Raw genomic sequence first — 18,343 nt, 5'->3', positions numbered from 1 at the left:
CGCCGAGGTTCAGCCGGCGAGCGCCGCGGTGGCGGCGGCACGTGCGGCCGCGGGTGAGGAAGTCGCCAAGGCTGCACTCGCTGCGGCGCGGCACGCATCGAGGGTGGCGCCACCGAGTTTGGCGCCGACCGCTGCCGACGCCGCCGGCGCACTCGACAACGAGGTGACGCCGAGTCCGACGAGTACGCAGGCCAGCAGCGGATCGGCGGCGGCCTCACCGCAGACGCCGACCGGTTTGTCCATCCGCTTTCCGGCCTCGGCCACCATCGAGATGAGTGCGAGCACCGCGGGCTGCCACGGATCGGTGAGTTCGGCCAGATCGGCCGACATCCGGTCGGCCGCCATCGTGTACTGCGTCAGGTCGTTGGTACCGATCGACACGAAGTCGACCTCGGCGAGGATCGACGACGCGAGTATCGCGGCGGACGGGATCTCGACCATCACGCCGGCCACCAAGCCGCGCCCGCGCACCGCGGCGGCAAACTCCGCGGCCTCCTCGGCCGAGGCGATCATCGGCGCCATCACCCACGGAGTACTTCCGGTCTCGCGGGCCGCCGCCGCGATCGCGTTGAGTTGCCCGGCCCTGATCTCCGGGTGTCGAGCGGTGATCCGATTACCCCGGACCCCCAGGGCCGGGTTGGCCTCGGTGCCGTGGTCGACGAATTTCAACGGCTTGTCCGAACCCGCGTCGAGCGTCCGCACGACGACCTTCTGGCCCGCGAACGCCTCCAGCACCTCGCGGTAGAGCTCGGTCTGCTCCGCCACCGTGGGCGCCTCGGCGCTGTCGAGGAAGGCCAGCTCGGTGCGGAACAGGCCCACTCCCTCGACCGGATACGCGGTGGCGGCGCGCGCGGAGACGCCGTCGGCCACGTTGGCCAGGATGTCCACCGCGTGACCGTCGGCGGTGCACCCCGGCCCCGACCAGCCCGCCACGAGTTCCGCCTCGCGTCGGCTCTCATCGACGGCCACCCGTGCCTGATCCGGATCCGGTTCCACCACAACGGTTCCCGCGGTGCCGTCGACGAGCACCAGGGTTCCGGCGGTCACCTCGTCGAGATCGGCGACCGCGACGATGCACGGAATGCCCAACTGCCGGGCGATGATCGCGGTGTGACTGGTCGGACCGCCGAGCCGGGTGACCAGCGCGGTGACCAGTTTGGGGTCGAGTCCGGCGGTGTCGGCCGGTGCCAGATCGGCGGCGAACAGCACCGAGGGCTCGGCGGGCACCGGCACACCTGGTTCGGGTTGTCCGAGCAACTCGGCCACGACACGATCACGGACATCGTTGAGATCGGTGACGCGCTCGGCCATCAGACCACCGAGTTTGGTGAACAGCGCGGCGAACTGCTCGGTCGCCGCGGTCGCGGCCGACGCCGCCGACGACCCGGAGGAGATCAGCTTGCCTGCCGCGCCGATCCACCCGCGGTCCTCGGCGAGGCCCGCGGTCGCGATGAGAACCTCCGCGGCCGCACCGGAGGCATGTGAGGCACGTTCGCGCAGTCGGGCGGCCACCAGCCCGGCCGCGTCGACGAAGCGGGACAACTCCGCCTCCCGCGCGTCCTCGGGGATCGTCACGGTGTCGTGCACCGGGGCGATCCGCTCGCCGGGGCGAACCACCGGCCCGTAGGCCTTCCCGCCGACCACGGGAGTCCCACGCAGTTCCTGACCCTGCTGATGTTCCACTGCGTTGCCCTTCGTTCGAGGTTCGTATCAGCCGTCGTCGGCCGATCTGTGGTCCGTGCTGTCTCGAGATCGCTCTCTCGGCGGCCCGATCTGTGAAGAATCTGCCCGCCACACATCTCTTGTGATTGAAGTTACAAGAAATCCTTGACTTGTCAACACAAACAGGCGTAAACAAAGACATAGCAACACCGACTTCCACTCAAACCCACATGGACGCAGACATGCCGTCACCCGTCCTCTCCGATCGGAGCAATGTGTACGCCGAAGAAAGACAGCAGGCGATTGCCGAACTGGTTCGTTCGCATGGCCGCGCATCGGTTAGCTCGCTCGCCGAGCGATTCGATGTCACCAGCGAGACAGTGCGCCGCGACCTGGCGACCCTCGAGCGCTCCGGACACCTGCAACGCGTCCATGGCGGCGCGGTCCGACCCGAACTGGTTCAGCTCATCGGCGAGCAGGACATCGCCGAACGCGAGACCAGCCACACCATCCAGAAGGCGGCCATCGGGCGGGCCGCACTCGCCTTTCTGCCGGCCGACGGCGGGTCGGTGTCCTTCGACGCCGGGACGACCACCTACCAGACGGCCGTCGCGCTACCGACCGATCGCCGCCTGCACATCGTCACCAGCAGCCTCCCGATCGCGACGGTAGTGGCGGATCAGCCCAACGCCACCCTGTATCTCGTCGGCGGTCGGGTACGCGGCCTCACCCAGGCCGCGGTGGGCGCCGAGACCGTGGCCCGCCTTGCCACCTTCCGCACCTCCGTGGCGTTCATCGGGACCAACGGCATCAGCGAGGGCCTGGGATTGTCGACACCCGACCCCGAGGAGGCGGCAGTCAAGGCGGCACTGGTGACCTCCGCCCAACGCGTCGTCGTCCTGGCGGACTCGTCCAAGATGAACCGCGAGGACTTCTCGTCCTTCGCCTCGCTCGATGATGTCGACATCCTCATCACCGACGCCGGTGTCGATCCCTCCTACGCCGCTGCCCTCTCGGCCCGCGGCATCGAGGTCGTGATCGCATGATCCTCACCATCACAGCCAATCCCAGCCTGGATCGCACGCTGGAGATCGCCGCGCCGCTCGAGCGCGGTGAGGTGCAGCGCGCGGTGGCCGTGCGCGCCGAACCGGGCGGCAAGGGCGTCAACGTCTCGCGCGTCGTCGCCGAGGCGGGCATCGACACCATCGCCGTTCTGCCCGCCCGCGCCGGCGACCCACTGCTGAGCGCACTCGACGCCGTCGGTCTGCGCCACGAGACCGTCGCGGTCGACGGTGAGGTCCGCTCCAACATCACCATCGCCGAGGCCGACGGCACCACCACCAAGATCAACGCCTCCGGCCAACCGCTCGACGATCGCCGCCGCGCCGCCCTGACCGATCTGGTGCTGGCGCGCGCCGCCGGCGCCACCTGGGTGGCGTTGTGCGGATCGCTTCCCCCCGGAGTCGAGGACTCCTGGTATCGGGAGCTGGCCGATCAGCTCATCGCGCGTGGCTGCCGGGTCGCCATCGACACCTCCGGGGAGCCACTGCGCGCCGCGGTCACCGGCCACGTCGACCTGATCAAGCCCAACGAGACCGAACTCGCCGAGGTCTGCGGCGCCGACCCGACGGTGCTGCGGCGGGCCGCCGCCGCCGGCGACCTGGACCCGATCATCGCGGCCTCGGCCGAACTCGCCGGGCACACCGGCGGCGCGGTGTTGACGACCCTGGGTGCCGCGGGCGCCGTGCTGACCACCACATCGGGCAGCTGGTTCGCCACGCCTCCCCCGATCGTCCCGCGAAGCACCGTCGGCGCCGGCGATTCCTCGCTGGCCGGCTACCTCATCGCCGAGGCGCGCGGCGCCGACGAACCCGAACGGCTGCGCAGTGCCGTCGCCTACGGGGCGGCCGCCGCCGGCCTGGCCGGCACCCAGCCACCCCGGCCCGATCAGCTCGACCCCGATCATGTCGCGATCACCGACCTCGCCGGAGCCGCCCCCGCCACATGACCCCGACATCCCCGAACTCCCCCACCCACACCCGATACTCCCGAAACACCCAGCAGTAAAGGAAGACTCATGTCCGAGCAGATCATCACCGCCTCGACGGTGAACCTCGACGTCGACGCGGGCGACGACCCATCGGCGGTGATCAACTACCTCGCCGAGAACCTCGCCGCCGCCGGACGCACGAGCGACGCCGCCGATCTCGCCCGAGGCGCCCTGGACCGCGAGGCCAAGTCCGCCACCGGCCTGCCGGGCGGCATCGCCATCCCCCACGCCCGGGCCGCCTCGGTCACAGAGGCGAGCCTCGGCATGGCACGACTGTCCAAGAAGGTCGATTTCGGCGCGCCGGACGGCCCGGCCGACCTCGTGTTCCTCATCGCCGCGCCCGAAGGCGGCGCCGCCGAACACATGAAACTGCTCAGCTCGCTCGCCCGCGCGCTGGTGCGCCCCGACTTCGTGGCGTCCCTGCGGGCGGCGAAGACCGACGACGAGATCGTCACACTGGTCGACGAGGCGATCAATCCGCCGGCGAAGAAGCCCGACACGGTCGCCTCCACCGAGAAGGCCACCGTCTCGATCGCGAAGGCCGACGCCCCCGCCGCCGCAGCAGCCACCACCGCGGCCGTCGGCGCCCCCGCCACCACCGAGAAGAAGCTCTCGATCGTGGCGATCACCGCCTGCCCCACCGGGATCGCACACACCTACATGGCCGCCGATGCCCTCAAGTACGCCGCCGAACGCGCCGGGGTCGACTTCCACGTCGAACCCCAGGGCTCGTCGGGGACGACCCCGTTCACCCCCGACGTCATCGCGGGTGCCGACGCGGTCATCTTCGCCACCGATGTGGGGGTCAAGGGCAAGAGCCGATTCCACGGCAAGCCGGTGATCGCCTCGGGCGTCAAGCGCGCCATCAACGAGCCCGACACGATGATCGCCGAGGCCATGGCCGCCGCCCGCAACCCGAAGGCCGCGGTGGTCCGCGACGGTGACGGCAACGACGCCCCGGCCGACGCGGCCGGCGGGGAGACCCTCGGCCTGGGCAAGCGCACGCAGCAGGCGTTGATGACCGGCGTCAGCTACATGATCCCGTTCGTCGCCGCCGGCGGCCTGCTCATCGCCCTGGCGTTCCTGCCGTTCCTCGGCGGATACCAGATCGCCAACAAGACTCTCGACGAATCCGGCGCACTCAGCGACGGACAGTTCATCGCACTGCACAACAGCCTGTGGGATCTGCCCGCCGGCGGACTCGGACAGTACATCGGCGCGGTGTTGTTCGCGATCGGCGGACTCGCCATGAGCATGCTGGTGCCCGTCCTGGCCGGTTACATATCGTTCGCCATCGCCGACCGACCCGGCATCGCACCCGGATTCGTCGCCGGACTGGTGTCCGTGGCGGTCGGGGCGAGCTTCATCGGCGGCCTGGTCGGCGGTCTGATCGCCGGCGTCGTCTGCCTGTGGATCTCCCGACTCCCGTTGCCGCAATGGGCACGTGGCCTGATGCCGGTGGTGATCATCCCGCTGCTGGGCAGCCTGTTCATCGGCGTCGTGCTCTACATGTTGCTCGGCAAACCCCTCGCCTGGGTGACCACCGAGATGACCAACGGCCTCAACAGCATGTCCGGTGGCTCGAAGATCGCGCTCGGCATCGTCCTGGGCCTGATGATGTGCTTCGACCTCGGCGGCCCGGTCAACAAGGCGGCGTACCTCTTCGCCACCGCCGGTCTGGCCATCGCCGGAACCGCACAGTTGGAGATCATGGCCGCGGTCATGTGCGCCGGAATGGTCCCGCCGCTCGCCCTGGCACTGGCCACCGTCCTGCGCCCGGGTCTGTTCACCGAACCCGAACGCGAGAACGGCAAGGCCGCCTGGCTGCTGGGCGCATCGTTCATCTCCGAGGGCGCCATCCCGTTCGCGGCCACCGATCCGTTCCGCGTCATCCCCTCGATGATGGCCGGCGGCGCGCTGTCCGGCGCGCTGATCATGGCCTTCGGCGTCACCCAGCGCGCCCCGCACGGCGGCATCTTCGTGTTCTTCACGATGAACCACTGGCTGCTCTTCCTGGTCGCCTTGGCCGCGGGCACCGTGCTCTCGGCGGTCTGCGTCATCGCCGCCAAGCAGTGGGGGCGCGGCCACGGCCACGACGAGGTCGCCGCCGTGGAACGCGAGGCCGTCGCCGCCTGACGAGGCGGATCACCGTGGCGGGCGTCGGCGAAATCCCGCCCGTCACGGTGATCACGGGGCACAATCACCTCACCATCACCTGCCGTTGAAGCAGTCACCTTCCAAAGGAGTAGTCACCATGCCCAGCACCACCGTCACCGTCGGCTCCGCCGTCGGACTGCACGCCCGACCCGCGACCATCATCGCCGAGGCCGCCGCCGATGCCGGCGTCCCGATCACCCTCGCCGTCGAGGGCGGTGAACCGGTCGACGCCGGTTCGGCCCTGATGATCATGACCCTCGGCGCCGAGAAGGGAACGAATGTCATCGTGTCCTCCGACGACGCGGGCGCACTCGAGCAGATCGCCCAACTCGTCGCCAAGGATCTCGACGCCGAGTAGGCAGCGTCCCCGACGATCTCGACAACACGAGACGGCCGGTCACCCGTGCGGGTGACCGGCCGTCTCGTGTCGTCTTGCTGGTCTGGTGGTCGTGCTCGTCTGGTTGTGCCCGTCTGGTCGTGCCCGGTGGAGCCGGATCGGCGGCTCAGTACGCCGTCGCCAACACCAGGTCGGCGAGCTCACCTGCCATGGCCTGCGGAACCCGTACTCGCACAATCGATCCGTGCTCATCGTGTTCGGTGCTCAGCACCTCACCCTCGCGGTGGATGCGGGAGAGCACCTCACCACGGGTGAACGGGACGGCGAGGGTGAGCTCGACGTCGGTGCGTCCGACGAATTCCCGGACCCGGTCGAACAATTCCGGCAATCCCTCGCCGGTGCGCGCCGAGACGAACACCGCATCCGGTGCCATCGCCCGGAGTTCGGCCATCCGCGTCGCGTCGATCGAGTCGATCTTGTTGATCACCAACAACTCCGGCGGTGCGGTGACGTCCTCGTCGGCCACCACCTCGTTGATCACCTGGCGAACCGCGGCGATCTGTTCTGCGGGGAACTCGTCGGCACCGTCGACCACGTGCAGCACCAGGTTTGCGTCGACGACCTCTTCGAGGGTCGAGCGGAAGGCCTCCACCAGTTGCGTCGGCAGGTGGCGGACGAAACCGACGGTGTCGGTGAACACCACCTCGCGTCCATCGTCGAGTGTGGCGCGACGCGTGGTGGGATCGAGGGTCGCGAACAGTGCGTCCTGCACCAGCACACCCGAACCCGTCATCGCGTTGACGAGACTGGACTTACCGGCATTGGTGTAACCGGCAACCGTCAGCTTGGGTACGGAACTGCGTTGCCGCGCCGCCCGTTTGGTCAGCCGGGCCTTCTTCATGTCGCGAATCTCGCGGCGTAGCTTGGCCATTCGTTCCCGGATGCGACGACGATCGGTCTCGATCTTCGTCTCACCGGGACCACGCAGTCCCACGCCTCCGTTGCTGCCGGCGCGGCCACCGGCCTGCCGGGACATCGACTCACCCCAACCACGCAGGCGTGGGAGCATGTACTCCATCTGGGCCAGCGACACCTGTGCCTTGCCCTCACGCGACGTCGCGTGCTGGGCGAAGATGTCGAGGATCAGGGCGGTCCGGTCGATCACCTTGACCTTGACGACCTTCTCGAGTGCGGTCAGCTGACCGGGGGTCAGTTCGCCGTCACAGATCACCGTGTCGGCGCCGGTGGAGAGCACCACCTCCCGCAACTCGTCGGCCTTGCCGGAGCCGATGTAGGTCCCGGGGTCGGGGGCGTTACGGCGTTGGATGACGGCCTCGAGGACCTGCGAACCGGCGGTCTCGGCGAGTGCCGCCAGTTCGGTCATCGCCGCCCGCGCCTGCGCCGCGGTGCCGTGGGTCCACACTCCGACGAGCACCACGCGTTCGAGGCGCAGCTGGCGGTACTCGACCTCGGTGACGTCGGCGAGTTCGGTGGACAGTCCGGCCACACGTTGCAGCGAGGCACGATCGGAGAGTTGCAGTTCACCCAGCGTCGGATCGGACGCGGTGATCTCGTGACGATCGGTGATCTCGTGACGATCGCTCTCGCGGACGTCATGCTCTGGATTCGCGTCATCGGCCGGGACGGGTGGGAAAATGTGGGTTGATTCGCTCATACGCCTTCCATGGTTGCATGGAGAAACGTCGCGGTGCACACGAATATTTCGCCGCCCACCCCGACGACGTGCACTCTCAGCGGGCCCAGCCGCCGCGGAGGCGGCCGTCGGCGACGAGCCGCGACGGCCCCCGCAACCATGCGTCGTCGTCGAGAATGCGTACCTGCACCCGCCCGCCGGGCACGTCGATGGTCATCTCACCGGTCTGGTGATGCAGGTGCGCCAGACCGGACGCGGCGGCGGCCACGAGACCGGTCCCGCAGCTGCGTGTTTCGCCCACCCCACGTTCGAAGACACGCATGTGGGCGTGCAGGCCGCCCTCCGTCGGTTCGGGCACGGTCAGGAGCTCGACATTCGTGCCGTCGGGGAACACCGCGGCGTCGAAGGTGACCCCCTGGGCGAAGTCGACCGCCGCGAGTCCGGCGACGTCGAGTCCGGGCACCACACACGCCAGGTGCGGATTGCCGACGTCGACAGCCGTGCCGACATAGAGGTCGTCGCCGATCCGTGCGGTGGTCTCCACCCCGAGTCGCGCGGGCCCCATCTGCACACTCACGTCGGCATCCACGTGATCAAAGGCGTGCACGATCACCGGGCGGGCACCGGCCCGCGACCCGACCGTGAACTCGTCACGTTCGGCCAGTCCGGTGGCGCGAACGTAGTGTGCGAACACCCGCACGCCGTTGCCACACATCTCGGCGATCGAACCGTCGGCGTTGCGGTAGTCCATGAACCAGTCATCCGGGGTGACCCCGGCGGGCAGCTCCGGCAGGACCCCGGCCGCCACCAACGCACCGGCGCGGGCCACGCGCAGCAGGCCGTCGGCACCCACGCCACGTTGCCGATCGCACAGCGCGGCGACGAGGTCATCGGCGAGATCGAGTTCGGCGGCCGGATCGGTCAGGATGACGAAGTCGTTCTGGGTGCCGTGCCCCTTCACAAAGCTGAGGTCGTTCCCACTCGGGGCGGTGCTGATCGTCACCGGTCCAGGGTAGCCAGCGCGCGATCGGTGAGATCGTCGGCGGCCGCATCGAGCCACACGATGCGGTGATCACGACGGAACCAGGACCGCTGGCGACGCACATAGCGGCGCGTCCCGATGACGGTGAGTGCCTCGGCGCGGTCGAGGTCACCGTCGCCATCGAGCGCGTCGAGGACCTGGGCGTACCCGATCGCCCGCCGAGCGGTGCGTCCCTCCCGCAGACCGCGGTCGGCCAGGGCTGCCACCTCGTCGACGAGGCCACCGGCGAACATCGCCGCGGTCCGCGCCCGGATCCGGTCGTCGAGATCGGCGGTGTCGCGGTCCAGCGCGAGGATCCGGGTGCCCCAGCGCGGTTCGCCGATCTGCGGCGCCGACGCGGCGAACGGTTCACCGGTGAGTTCGACCACCTCGAGTGCACGCACGATCCGGCGGCCATCGGTGTCGAGGATCGACGCCGCGGCGGCCGGGTCGACCTCGGCGAGTCTGCGGTGCAACGCGCCGACGCCGATCTCGGCGAGAAGTGCCTCGTAGCGGGCCCGCACCTCCGGGTCGGTGGCCGGGAACTTCCAGTCGTCGAGCAGTCCCTGGATGTAGAGCATCGAACCGCCGACGATGACCGGGGTACGCCCGGCCGCGAGCAGCGCCTCCACGTCCTGCGACGCCGCGGCCTGGTAGCGGGCCACCGTCGCGACCTCGGTGACGTCGAGCACGTCGATCTGATGGTGGGTGATACCTCGACGTTCTTCGGGCGGCAGTTTGGCCGTCCCGATGTCCATCCCGCGGTACTGCTGCATCGCGTCGATGTTGACGATCTCTCCGCCGAGTTCCTCGGCGAGATCCAGGGCCAGATCGGATTTGCCGACCGCCGTCGGGCCGACCACGGCGACCGGGACCACGCCGGACGAGGTCACTTCTGCCATCGGGCCACCACATATCCGACGCCGAACGGCGCATCGGCGTACTCCACCGACGCCGTCAGGGCGGGTGCTCCCGCGGGATCGTCGGTCCGGGCCGATGCACGTACCGCTGCGGCCGCCGTCTGCCAGGCGACGCGCCCGCCGACACCCTCGGCGACACACTCGTCCTGGTCCAGTGCCGCAAGTGCGTCGGGGTCGCCGGCAGCCATCGCCGCCTCGATCCGGCGCTGCAGGCGTACCGATTCCTCCCGGAGGCCCCCGCCGGGCGACTTCGGCGTCAACGCGAAGGCACCGTCGCCGACCACCAGCAACCCGATCGGCTGGGCGCGCGAGTCCAGTGCCGCGGCGATCTCACCGCCGATGCGGGCACACTCGGCGGTGCTCGCCTCCGGATCGATGACGACCGGGGTGAGTGCGGCAACGCCTGCCTGTTCCCGCAACCAGGCCGCGATCAACATCGACAGTGGCATCGGCTCGGCCGGGGCCGACGCATCCGCGGGCGCACCACGGGACGGATCGAGGCTCACCCCAACGTCGACCCCGAATCGCGCGAACGTTCCCGAGGTGGGCACATCGGTGACGCAGGTAGGACCGGCGTCGTCGGATGACCGCGGCCGATCGGCCGCTCCGATCGCCACCCAGGTGGTGGCCGTCGGCGCGGCGGCAGCGAACGCGTGCCGGGTGGCGTCGCGAACCGCATCGGCCTCGTCGGCCTCCGGTCCGGTCAGTTCGGGCACGAGAAGAGGTGCACTCGGAACGAAGACCGCGCAGGCAAACACCTGCTCGACGCTAGTCCACGCCACCCGATCACCGGCGAATGCCCGGTCCGGAAGCCGGTGCCCCGGGGAGATCGACGACGCGACGCGCGCGGATCATTGTCGCGCAGCGCGCACGCGACGGAGCCTGAGCTGCTTGAATGGGGAACAGCCCGGCGGCCGGTGGTCCGTCCGGGATGGATTCAGTGACCTGGCAGCCGTGTCGCGCGGCACCATGAAGCGCAGAAGGGGCATCTGCACATGAGCGGAGAACACGACAGCAACGGAGACGGCACCGGAGACAACACCGGCGAGCCCGGTCCCGGAACCGATATCGGCGCAACCGATATCGGCGGGGCTTCCACGCCCGTCCCGAAGCCCGGACCCCGACCCGGCCCCAAGCCCGGACCGCGGCCCCGCCCGACCCCACCTGCCGCGTCCGCGGTGACCCCGGTGGTGACACCCACCCACGTCCCGCACACCGACCCGCACCGATTCGGACGGATCGACGCCGACGGCGTCGTCTGGCTCACCACCGCATCCGGGGAACGCCAGATCGGCTCCTGGCAGGCCGGTTCCGTCGAGGACGGTCTCAATCACTTCAGCCGGCGCTTCGACGATCTGGCCACCGAGGTGGAAATCCTCGAGGAACGGCTGGCTGCGCGATCCGGGGATCCGCGCAAGGCACAGACCGCGGCCCGTCACCTGCTCGACTCGCTGCCCTACGCCGCGGTCATCGGCGACGTCGACGCCCTCGAGAAGCGCCTGTCGGTGATCGTCGGGGCCGCCGACGAGGTCGCCGACTCACTCAAGGCGGAGCGGGAGGCCACCCGCGCGGCCGCGATCGCGCGCAAGGAGGAGTTGGCCGCGGAGGCGGAGACCATCGGCGCCGAATCCACCCAATGGAAGTCGTCCGGGGATCGGCTGCGAGCCATCCTCGACGAGTGGAAGTCGATCAAAGGCATCGACCGCAAGACCGACGACATGCTGTGGAAGCGGTACGCGAAGGCACGCGACGCATTCAACCGTCGGCGCGGCGCACATTTCGCCGAACTCGACCGGGTTCGCGCCGGCGCCAAGGTACGCAAGGAGGAGTTGATCGCGCAGGCCGAGGAACTGTCCGGCTCCACCGACTGGGGCACGACCGCGGCGAAGTTCCGTGACCTGCTGACCGAGTGGAAGGCCGCCGGACGTGCTCCCCGGGACGCCGACGAGGCGCTGTGGCAGCGGTTCAAGGCAGCCCAGGACGTCTTCTTCGCCGCACGCAATGCGGTCGCCTCCGAACGCGACGCCGAATTCAGCGCCAACGGACAGGCCAAACTCGATCTCCTCGCGCAGGCCGAGAAGAGCATCGACCCGGCCGCCGACCTCGACGGCGCACGCAAGGAGTTCCGCGCGTTCCGCGACAAGTGGGACGAGATCGGCAAGGTGCCCCGCGAGCAGATGCATTCGCTGGAAAGCCGCGCACGCGCGCTCGAGAAGCGGATTCGCGACGCCGAGGACGCGCAGTGGCAGCGCACCGACCCGGAGGCGCAGGCACGCGCCGCGCAGTTCGCCGAACGCGCCGCGCAGTACGAGGAGCAGGCCCGCAAGGCCGTGGAACGCGGCAAGGCCAAGGACGCCGCGAAGCTGCGCGATCAGGCGGCGCAGTGGCGCGAATGGGCGAGCGCGGCCCAGAGCGCCATCGAGGATCGGTGACCCCCGACCCCGTCGAGTGGGCGCGCTTACCCGTTGGGCGTGCGGCGGCTACGAGCTTCCCGTCGTTCCGTCTTCTCGCGGGATATCACTCGGCCGGGTGATGGTGCGGCCGGTGAGACGGCGCGCGGCGTCCTCCCGCGCGGCGGACTCCCGACGGCGTTCCTCTTCCAGCGCGAGGTGATACGTGCTGCGGGCCCACACCACCCGCGCCCAGTGGAAGGTCAGGACCAACGCGGCGATCCAGCCGAGGATCAGGCCGATACCGACACCGTGCGGCGGTTCCACTCCGCCGACGCCCGGCGTGTTGCGGGTCCACCAGGCCAGCATGCCGGCGACGCAGGAGACCGCGCACCCGCACAGGGCGATCCAGGCGATGATCCAGCGACGCGTGAGCAGGGCGAGCATCGACGCCCCGATGCCGAATACCAGCAACAGCCAGACGAACACCTTCGAGGTGATGGCCACCCGTTCGGTGACCGCGTCCGGCGACACCGTCAACACGTCGATGCCGCTCGCCGCACCGGTGTGCGGAAGCACCAACGACACCATGGCGACCAGCACGGCGACGGCAACGACGACGGCGCGGGCACCCGGATCGATCTCGCCGGCCACCTTGCGTTCGGCCCTGCGCAAATCGTCCTCGTACCCGGCGAAGCCGTCGTCGATCGGATCACGCTTCGCCGGATTGCGGCGCGCTGACGGTTCGGGCTCTGGGCCGGCGTTGTCCTGCTCGTTCACTGCTTCCTCGATCTTCGATGTAGTCCGGTCCTGTGTGCCGCTCATCGGGAGGCCGGGGCCCCGCAGGCACCGGACTCACAGCCGCCACCGGAGGCGACCGGAGCGCTCGGTCCGACCCCGGGCATTCCGAGGCCGACTCCCACCGGCGGTGTCGTCGGCGTCAGGGCCTGCTCGTGGGCATCGCCGGCGCGCGTCCGTCGGTGCGAACCGATGCCCACGTCGGCGATCAGGTGATGCGGCGCCGCGTCGGTCACCACCGTGGTCACCACGTCACCCGGGCGGATCGCCGCACCCCGATCGCCGGGAGCGAAGTGCACCAGTCGCCCGTCCCGGGCACGACCGGTCATCCGGTGCGCATGGGCACTCTTTCGTCCCTCGTCGGCGATGACCAGCAACTCCACGTCGCGTCCCACGATGGCGCGATTCTCCGACAAGCAGATACGTTCCTGCAGGTCGATCAGTCGCTGGTAGCGGTCCTTGACCACCTCGGGCGGCACCTGATCGTCCATCGTGGCGGCCGGGGTGCCCGGCCGCGGTGAGTACTGGAAGGTGAACGCGCTGGAGAAGCGTGCCTGCTCGACGACCTCGAGGGTCTGCACGAAATCCTCCTCGGTCTCGCCGGGGAATCCGACGATGATGTCGGTGGTGATCGCCGCGTGCGGCATCGCGTCGCGGACCTTGTCGAGGATGCCCAGGAACCTGGTGCGCCGATAGCTGCGCCGCATCGCCTTGAGAATCCGATCCGAACCCGACTGCAGCGGCATGTGCAGCTGCGGACAGACGTTGGGGGTCTGCGCCATCGCCTCGATCACGTCGTCGGTGAACTCGGCGGGGTGCGGCGAGGTGAACCGGACGCGCTCGAGTCCGTCGATGCCACCGCAGGCGCGCAGCAAGTCCGCGAAGGCACCACGGTTGCGGGGCTGATCCGGATCGGCGAAAGACATGCCGTAGGCGTTGACGTTCTGCCCGAGCAGCGTCACCTCGAGCACACCGGCGTCGACCAGGGTCTGCACCTCGGCGAGGACGTCGCCGGGCCGCCGGTCGACCTCTTTGCCGCGCAGCGACGGAACGATGCAGAACGTGCACGTGTTGTTGCAGCCGACCGACACCGACACCCAGCCCGCATAGGCCGATTCCCGCTTGGCGGGCAGCGTGGACGGGAAGGCCTCGAGCGAATCCCGGATCTCGACCTGCGCCTGCTCGTTGTGCCGGGCCCGGTCCAGCAACACCGGCAACGAGCCGATGTTGTGGGTGCCGAAGACCACGTCCACCCACGGTGCCCGCCGCAGCACGGTGTCCTTGTCCTTCTGCGCCAGACACCCGCCGACCGCGATTTGCATTCCCGGCCGCGACGCCTTCACCGGCGCCAGGTGCGACAAGTTGCCGTAGAGCTTGTTGTCGGCGTTCTCCCGGATCGCACACGTGTTGAACACGACCAGGTCGACCTCGTCGTCGTCGGCGCCCCGGACGTAGCCGGCCTGTTCGAGCAGACCCGAAATCCGTTCCGAGTCATGCACATTCATCTGACAGCCGTAGGTGCGGACCTGGTATCGAGGCGAATCGGCCGATGCGTCGACGGGCGCGGTGACCGCATCGGCATCCGCGACGGCCGGCGCCCACGGCGCAGCAGTCGATGTCGGGGTGGGTGCCACGGGCTCGGACAGGTCGATACTCACTGGATCCAGAGTACGGTGTGAGCGCAAATCGCCTGGTCGCGCGGCGCCGGCCGGCTCGCGGCACGCCGGGCATGTCCCATTTGCCGCGCCGATACCGCCGACCGTGATTAGGCTTGGCACGTATGACCGAATCCCCCGTCCAGGCACCCGGTCCGTCTACCGCATCCGAGTCGCCTCCGATGATCTCGATGACGGCCGTCAACAAGCACTACGGCGAGCTCCATGTCCTCAAGGAGATCAACCTCGAGGTCCCCCGTGGGCAGGTGGTGGTGGTTCTCGGGCCCTCGGGTTCGGGTAAATCCACCCTGTGCCGCACCATCAACCGGCTCGAACCCATCGACGACGGTGAGATCCGCATCTCCGGCGAGCTCCTGCCGGCCGAGGGCAAGGACCTGGCGCGCCTGCGCGCCGACGTCGGAATGGTCTTCCAGTCGTTCAACCTGTTCGCACACAAGACGATTCTGCAGAACGTCACCCTCGCACCGATCAAGGTGCGCAAGCAGAGCAAGGCCGACGCCACCACACGCGCGCTGGAACTCCTCGACCGCGTCGGTATCGCCAGCCAGAAGGACAAGTATCCCGCGCAGCTCTCCGGCGGGCAGCAACAGCGTGTCGCCATCGCCCGTTCGCTGGCGATGGAACCGCGGATCATGCTCTTCGACGAGCCCACCTCGGCGCTCGATCCCGAGATGGTCAACGAGGTCCTCGACGTGATGGTCTCGCTGGCCAAGGAGGGCATGACCATGCTGGTGGTGACCCACGAGATGGGCTTCGCGCGCAAGGCGGCCGACCGGGTGATCTTCATGGCCGACGGTGCCGTCGTCGAGGACACCGACCCGGATTCCTTCTTCGACAATCCCCAATCCGACCGGGCGAAGGACTTCCTCGGCAAGATTCTGGGCCACTGACATGACACCTTCGTCGACACGACAGACGACACAACCTCATACCCGAACACCCCGGACCCGACTGCCCCGGATGCTGGCGCTCGGCGTGATCGCGACGATCGCGGCCGTCCTCGCCGCGACGCTGACTGCGTGCGGCAGCACCGAACCCCGCAACCTGCTGGATTCGATCCGCGCCGGCAAGGTGGTGCTGGGAACCAAGTTCGACCAGCCCGGACTGGGCATCCGCAACCCGGACAAGAGCGTCACCGGATTCGATCCGTCGGTGTCGACGTACGTGGTCAACCACATCGCCGACTCCCTGGGGGTGCCGCATCCGGAGATCACCTGGCGCGAGACACCGTCGGCGCAGCGTGAGACGTTGATCAACAACGGTGAGGTCGACATGATCGCCGCCACCTACTCGATCACCGGCGCACGTGCCAAGAAGGTCGACTTCGCCGGGCCGTATCTGATCAATTACCAGGGCCTGCTGGTCCGCGACGACGACGATTCGATCACGTCGCTGACCGATCTGAACAAGGGCAAGAAGCTGTGTTCGGTGACCGGCTCGACGTCGGCGCAGAACGTCAAGGCACAGTTGCCGTCGGTACAGCTGCAGGAGTACGACTCGTATTCCTCCTGCGTGGAGGCGTTGCGCCGCGGCAAGGTCGATGCGCTGACCACCGACGAGGTCATCCTCGCCGGCTACGCGAACTTCTTCCCGGACGAGTTCAAGATCGTCGGGATGACCTACCCGGCCGCCGCCTGCGTCACCAGCAGCGGCAAGAAGGTCCTCAAGACCGCCGGGGCCCCGTTTTCCACCGAGCGCTACGGCATCGGCATGGCCAAGCAGTTCCCCGACGCGGTGGTCGCGGTGAACCAGGCGCTGGACGCGATGCTCGCGCCCGGCCCGAACGGCAGCGAATCGGCGTGGGAGCTCGCACTGCGTGACGCGATCGGCAACGAGTACGTCGACGAGATGATCACGCGTGCCGAACGCGAACCGGCGAAGTACAAATTCCTGCCCGATCCGAGTGTCGAAGCCGTCCAGACCATCATCGACGCACCGTCGGTGCCGTGCCCTGCGGGCATGAGCTGAGAGGGGTGAACCATGAGTGACCTCTGGTCCAGCATGGGGCCACAGTTGTGGCCCGCATTCTGGGTGACGATCCAACTGACCTTCTGGTCGGCCCTCGGCTCATTGATCCTGGGTGTGGTCCTGGCCGGGATGCGGGTGTCACCGGTGCCGGTGATGCGGTGGTTCGGCGCCACCTATATCAACATCGTGCGCAACACGCCGTTGACGTTGATCGTCCTGTTCTGCTCGATCGGGCTCTACCAGAACCTCGGTCTGGCGCTCGCCCCGGACAACGAGAACTTCGTCAAGAACAACAATTTCTGGCTCGCGGTTCTGGCGTTCATCCTCTACACGTCGACGTTCGTGTGCGAGACGCTGCGCTCGGGTTTCAACACCGTGCCGATCGGGCAGGCGGAGGCGGCACGGTCGCTGGGACTTCCGTTCCTGCAGGTGTTCGGGATCATCGTGTTGCCGCAGGCCATGCGCGCGGTGATCGGACCATTGGGCAGCGTGCTGATCGCCCTGACGAAGAACACCACGATCGCCTCGGTGATCGGCGTCAGTGAGGCCGCGTTGCTGATGAAGGAAGAGCTGGAGACCTACTCCGATCAGATCATCGCGATCTTCGCGATCACCGCGGTCGGATTCATGATCATCACCCTCCTGGAGGGAGCCGTCTTCGGCTACCTCGCGAATCGACTGGCGGTGAAACGATGAGCGGCGCAACAGTCCTCTACGACGCTCCCGGCCCGAAGGCCCGGGTCCGCAACGCGATCATCGCCGTCGTCTTCGTCGCGATCATCGTGGCGATCCTCGCGTATGTGGTCGTGGTGCTGGCGAACAACGGCCAGCTCACCGGCGAGAAGTGGAATCCCTTCGTCATCGGGACCACCTGGACGACCTACATACTCCCCGGACTGTGGGGAACGCTGAAGGCTGCGGCCCTCTCGATCGTCTTCGCGATGATCCTGGGCTCGATTCTCGGGATCGGCCGACTGTCGGACCATTGGTGGGTGCGCAGCCTGAGCGGATTGTTCGTGGAGATCTTCCGCGCCATCCCGGTGCTGATCCTGATGATCTTCTCGTACTACCTGTTCGCCGACTATGCGATCTTCCCGTCGTCGCAGCTCGCGTTCGCGGCGGTCGTCACCGGTCTGACGCTCTACAACGGATCGGTGATGGCCGAGATCCTGCGATCCGGGATCAATTCGCTGCCCAAGGGCCAGACCGAGGCCGCTCAGGCGTTGGGATTGCGCAAATCGCAGATCATGCGCATCATCCTGCTCCCGCAAGCGGTCACTGCCATGTTGCCGGCACTCATCTCGCAGATGGTCATCGCGCTCAAGGATTCCGCGCTCGGCTACGCCATCGGTTACGTCGAGGTGGTGCGGTCGGGTCTGCAGTCCGCGTCGTATTACGGCAACTACCTCCCGGCGCTGGTGGTGGTCGCCATCGTGATGATCGTCATCAACTTCGGCCTGTCGTCGTTGGCGACCTTCATCGAGAAGTCGTTGCGGCAGGGGCGTCGTAAGACCGCGGCTCCCGACCCCGACGAGGCCGACCGTGCCGCAATGGAGAACATGCCGTCCTTCGGCAAGCACTGATCCGCCGGCCGGAACCGACCGCCGGATCGTACGCAGCCACGGGGCACGCGGCCTGCGAGACTGGATGCCCGAGTGACCGATGCCCTGACGAGCAGCAGATCGTCAGGGCATCGGCATGTCAGGAGTG

The 18,343-nt window shown here is 68.4% G+C and carries 16 protein-coding genes; 9 read left to right on the top strand and 7 right to left on the bottom strand.

Annotation, left to right across the window (positions count from 1 at the left end; genetic code table 11):
• Positions 1–9 precede the first annotated feature (9 nt).
• The gene (gene ptsP, locus ACWETB_RS07895) at positions 10–1,683 is read right to left on the bottom strand and encodes a phosphoenolpyruvate--protein phosphotransferase (RefSeq protein ID WP_452210398.1); all 1,674 of its coding nucleotides are present in this window, start codon (positions 1,681–1,683) and stop codon (positions 10–12) included.
• Between the two features lie 254 nt (positions 1,684–1,937).
• Between ptsP and ACWETB_RS07890 the strand changes: the two genes are divergently transcribed.
• The 4 genes from ACWETB_RS07890 to ACWETB_RS07875 all read left to right on the top strand — a co-directional run bounded on the left by ACWETB_RS07890 (position 1,938) and on the right by ACWETB_RS07875 (position 6,227).
• Positions 1,938–2,708 (top strand): DeoR/GlpR family DNA-binding transcription regulator, encoded by a 771-nt coding sequence (locus tag ACWETB_RS07890; protein WP_452210568.1) that lies wholly within the window; start codon positions 1,938–1,940, stop codon positions 2,706–2,708.
• Positions 2,705–3,670 (top strand): 1-phosphofructokinase family hexose kinase, encoded by a 966-nt coding sequence (locus ACWETB_RS07885; RefSeq protein ID WP_452210396.1) that lies wholly within the window; start codon positions 2,705–2,707, stop codon positions 3,668–3,670. Before ACWETB_RS07890 ends, ACWETB_RS07885 begins: the two co-directional genes overlap by 4 nt.
• A gap of 69 nt (positions 3,671–3,739) precedes the next feature.
• Positions 3,740–5,848, top strand: coding sequence for a PTS fructose transporter subunit IIABC (locus ACWETB_RS07880; RefSeq protein WP_452210394.1), 2,109 nt, complete (start codon positions 3,740–3,742; stop codon positions 5,846–5,848).
• Between the two features lie 118 nt (positions 5,849–5,966).
• Positions 5,967–6,227, top strand: a complete 261-nt coding sequence (locus tag ACWETB_RS07875) for an HPr family phosphocarrier protein (RefSeq protein WP_449744668.1) — start codon at positions 5,967–5,969, stop codon at positions 6,225–6,227.
• Between the two features lie 145 nt (positions 6,228–6,372).
• Here ACWETB_RS07875 and hflX read toward each other — a convergent pair whose 3' ends face one another.
• From hflX to ACWETB_RS07855, 4 genes are all read right to left on the bottom strand, one after another.
• On the bottom strand, positions 6,373–7,881 hold the full coding sequence (gene hflX / locus ACWETB_RS07870) for a GTPase HflX (RefSeq protein WP_452210391.1): 1,509 nt from the start codon (positions 7,879–7,881) through the stop codon (positions 6,373–6,375).
• A gap of 76 nt (positions 7,882–7,957) precedes the next feature.
• Positions 7,958–8,863, bottom strand: a complete 906-nt coding sequence (dapF, locus tag ACWETB_RS07865) for a diaminopimelate epimerase (RefSeq protein WP_452210389.1) — start codon at positions 8,861–8,863, stop codon at positions 7,958–7,960.
• Positions 8,860–9,783, bottom strand: a complete 924-nt coding sequence (gene miaA, locus ACWETB_RS07860; protein ID WP_452210387.1) for a tRNA (adenosine(37)-N6)-dimethylallyltransferase MiaA — start codon at positions 9,781–9,783, stop codon at positions 8,860–8,862. The genes dapF and miaA overlap by 4 nt, the downstream gene beginning before the upstream one ends.
• Positions 9,771–10,559 carry a hypothetical protein gene (locus ACWETB_RS07855; protein WP_452210566.1) on the bottom strand — a complete coding sequence of 263 codons (789 nt, stop codon included), beginning with the start codon at positions 10,557–10,559 and terminating at the stop codon, positions 9,771–9,773. Before ACWETB_RS07855 ends, miaA begins: the two co-directional genes overlap by 13 nt.
• A 237-nt stretch (positions 10,560–10,796) precedes the next feature.
• Here ACWETB_RS07855 and ACWETB_RS07850 point away from each other — a divergent pair, with 237 nt between their 5' ends.
• Positions 10,797–12,233: a DUF349 domain-containing protein gene (locus tag ACWETB_RS07850; RefSeq protein ID WP_452210385.1), complete on the top strand. Its 1,437-nt coding sequence runs from the start codon at positions 10,797–10,799 to the stop codon at positions 12,231–12,233.
• Between the two features lie 48 nt (positions 12,234–12,281).
• Here ACWETB_RS07850 and ACWETB_RS07845 read toward each other — a convergent pair whose 3' ends face one another.
• Together ACWETB_RS07845 and miaB are read right to left on the bottom strand one after the other, a co-directional pair.
• Complete coding sequence (locus ACWETB_RS07845; protein WP_452210564.1) at positions 12,282–12,899, bottom strand: Rv2732c family membrane protein; 618 nt, start codon at positions 12,897–12,899, stop codon at positions 12,282–12,284.
• A 113-nt stretch (positions 12,900–13,012) separates the two neighbouring features.
• On the bottom strand, positions 13,013–14,647 hold the full coding sequence (miaB, locus tag ACWETB_RS07840; RefSeq protein ID WP_452210383.1) for a tRNA (N6-isopentenyl adenosine(37)-C2)-methylthiotransferase MiaB: 1,635 nt from the start codon (positions 14,645–14,647) through the stop codon (positions 13,013–13,015).
• 179 nt (positions 14,648–14,826) lie between these two features.
• Between miaB and ACWETB_RS07835 the strand changes: the two genes are divergently transcribed.
• The 4 genes from ACWETB_RS07835 (at position 14,827) to ACWETB_RS07820 (ending at position 18,216) form a co-directional block, all read left to right on the top strand.
• Positions 14,827–15,555, top strand: coding sequence for an amino acid ABC transporter ATP-binding protein (locus ACWETB_RS07835; protein ID WP_449744779.1), 729 nt, complete (start codon positions 14,827–14,829; stop codon positions 15,553–15,555).
• A 70-nt stretch (positions 15,556–15,625) separates the two neighbouring features.
• Entirely contained in the window at positions 15,626–16,633 is a 1,008-nt protein-coding gene (locus tag ACWETB_RS07830; protein ID WP_449744733.1) for a glutamate ABC transporter substrate-binding protein, read from the top strand.
• A 12-nt stretch (positions 16,634–16,645) separates the two neighbouring features.
• On the top strand, positions 16,646–17,329 hold the full coding sequence (locus ACWETB_RS07825) for an amino acid ABC transporter permease (RefSeq protein ID WP_449744734.1): 684 nt from the start codon (positions 16,646–16,648) through the stop codon (positions 17,327–17,329).
• Positions 17,326–18,216, top strand: a complete 891-nt coding sequence (locus ACWETB_RS07820) for an amino acid ABC transporter permease (protein WP_452210381.1) — start codon at positions 17,326–17,328, stop codon at positions 18,214–18,216. Before ACWETB_RS07825 ends, ACWETB_RS07820 begins: the two co-directional genes overlap by 4 nt.
• Positions 18,217–18,343 lie beyond the last annotated feature (127 nt).

The sequence above is a fragment of the Gordonia sp. NPDC003950 genome (assembly GCF_053605205.1).
This window is presented reverse-complemented; position numbering and strand designations above follow the sequence as displayed.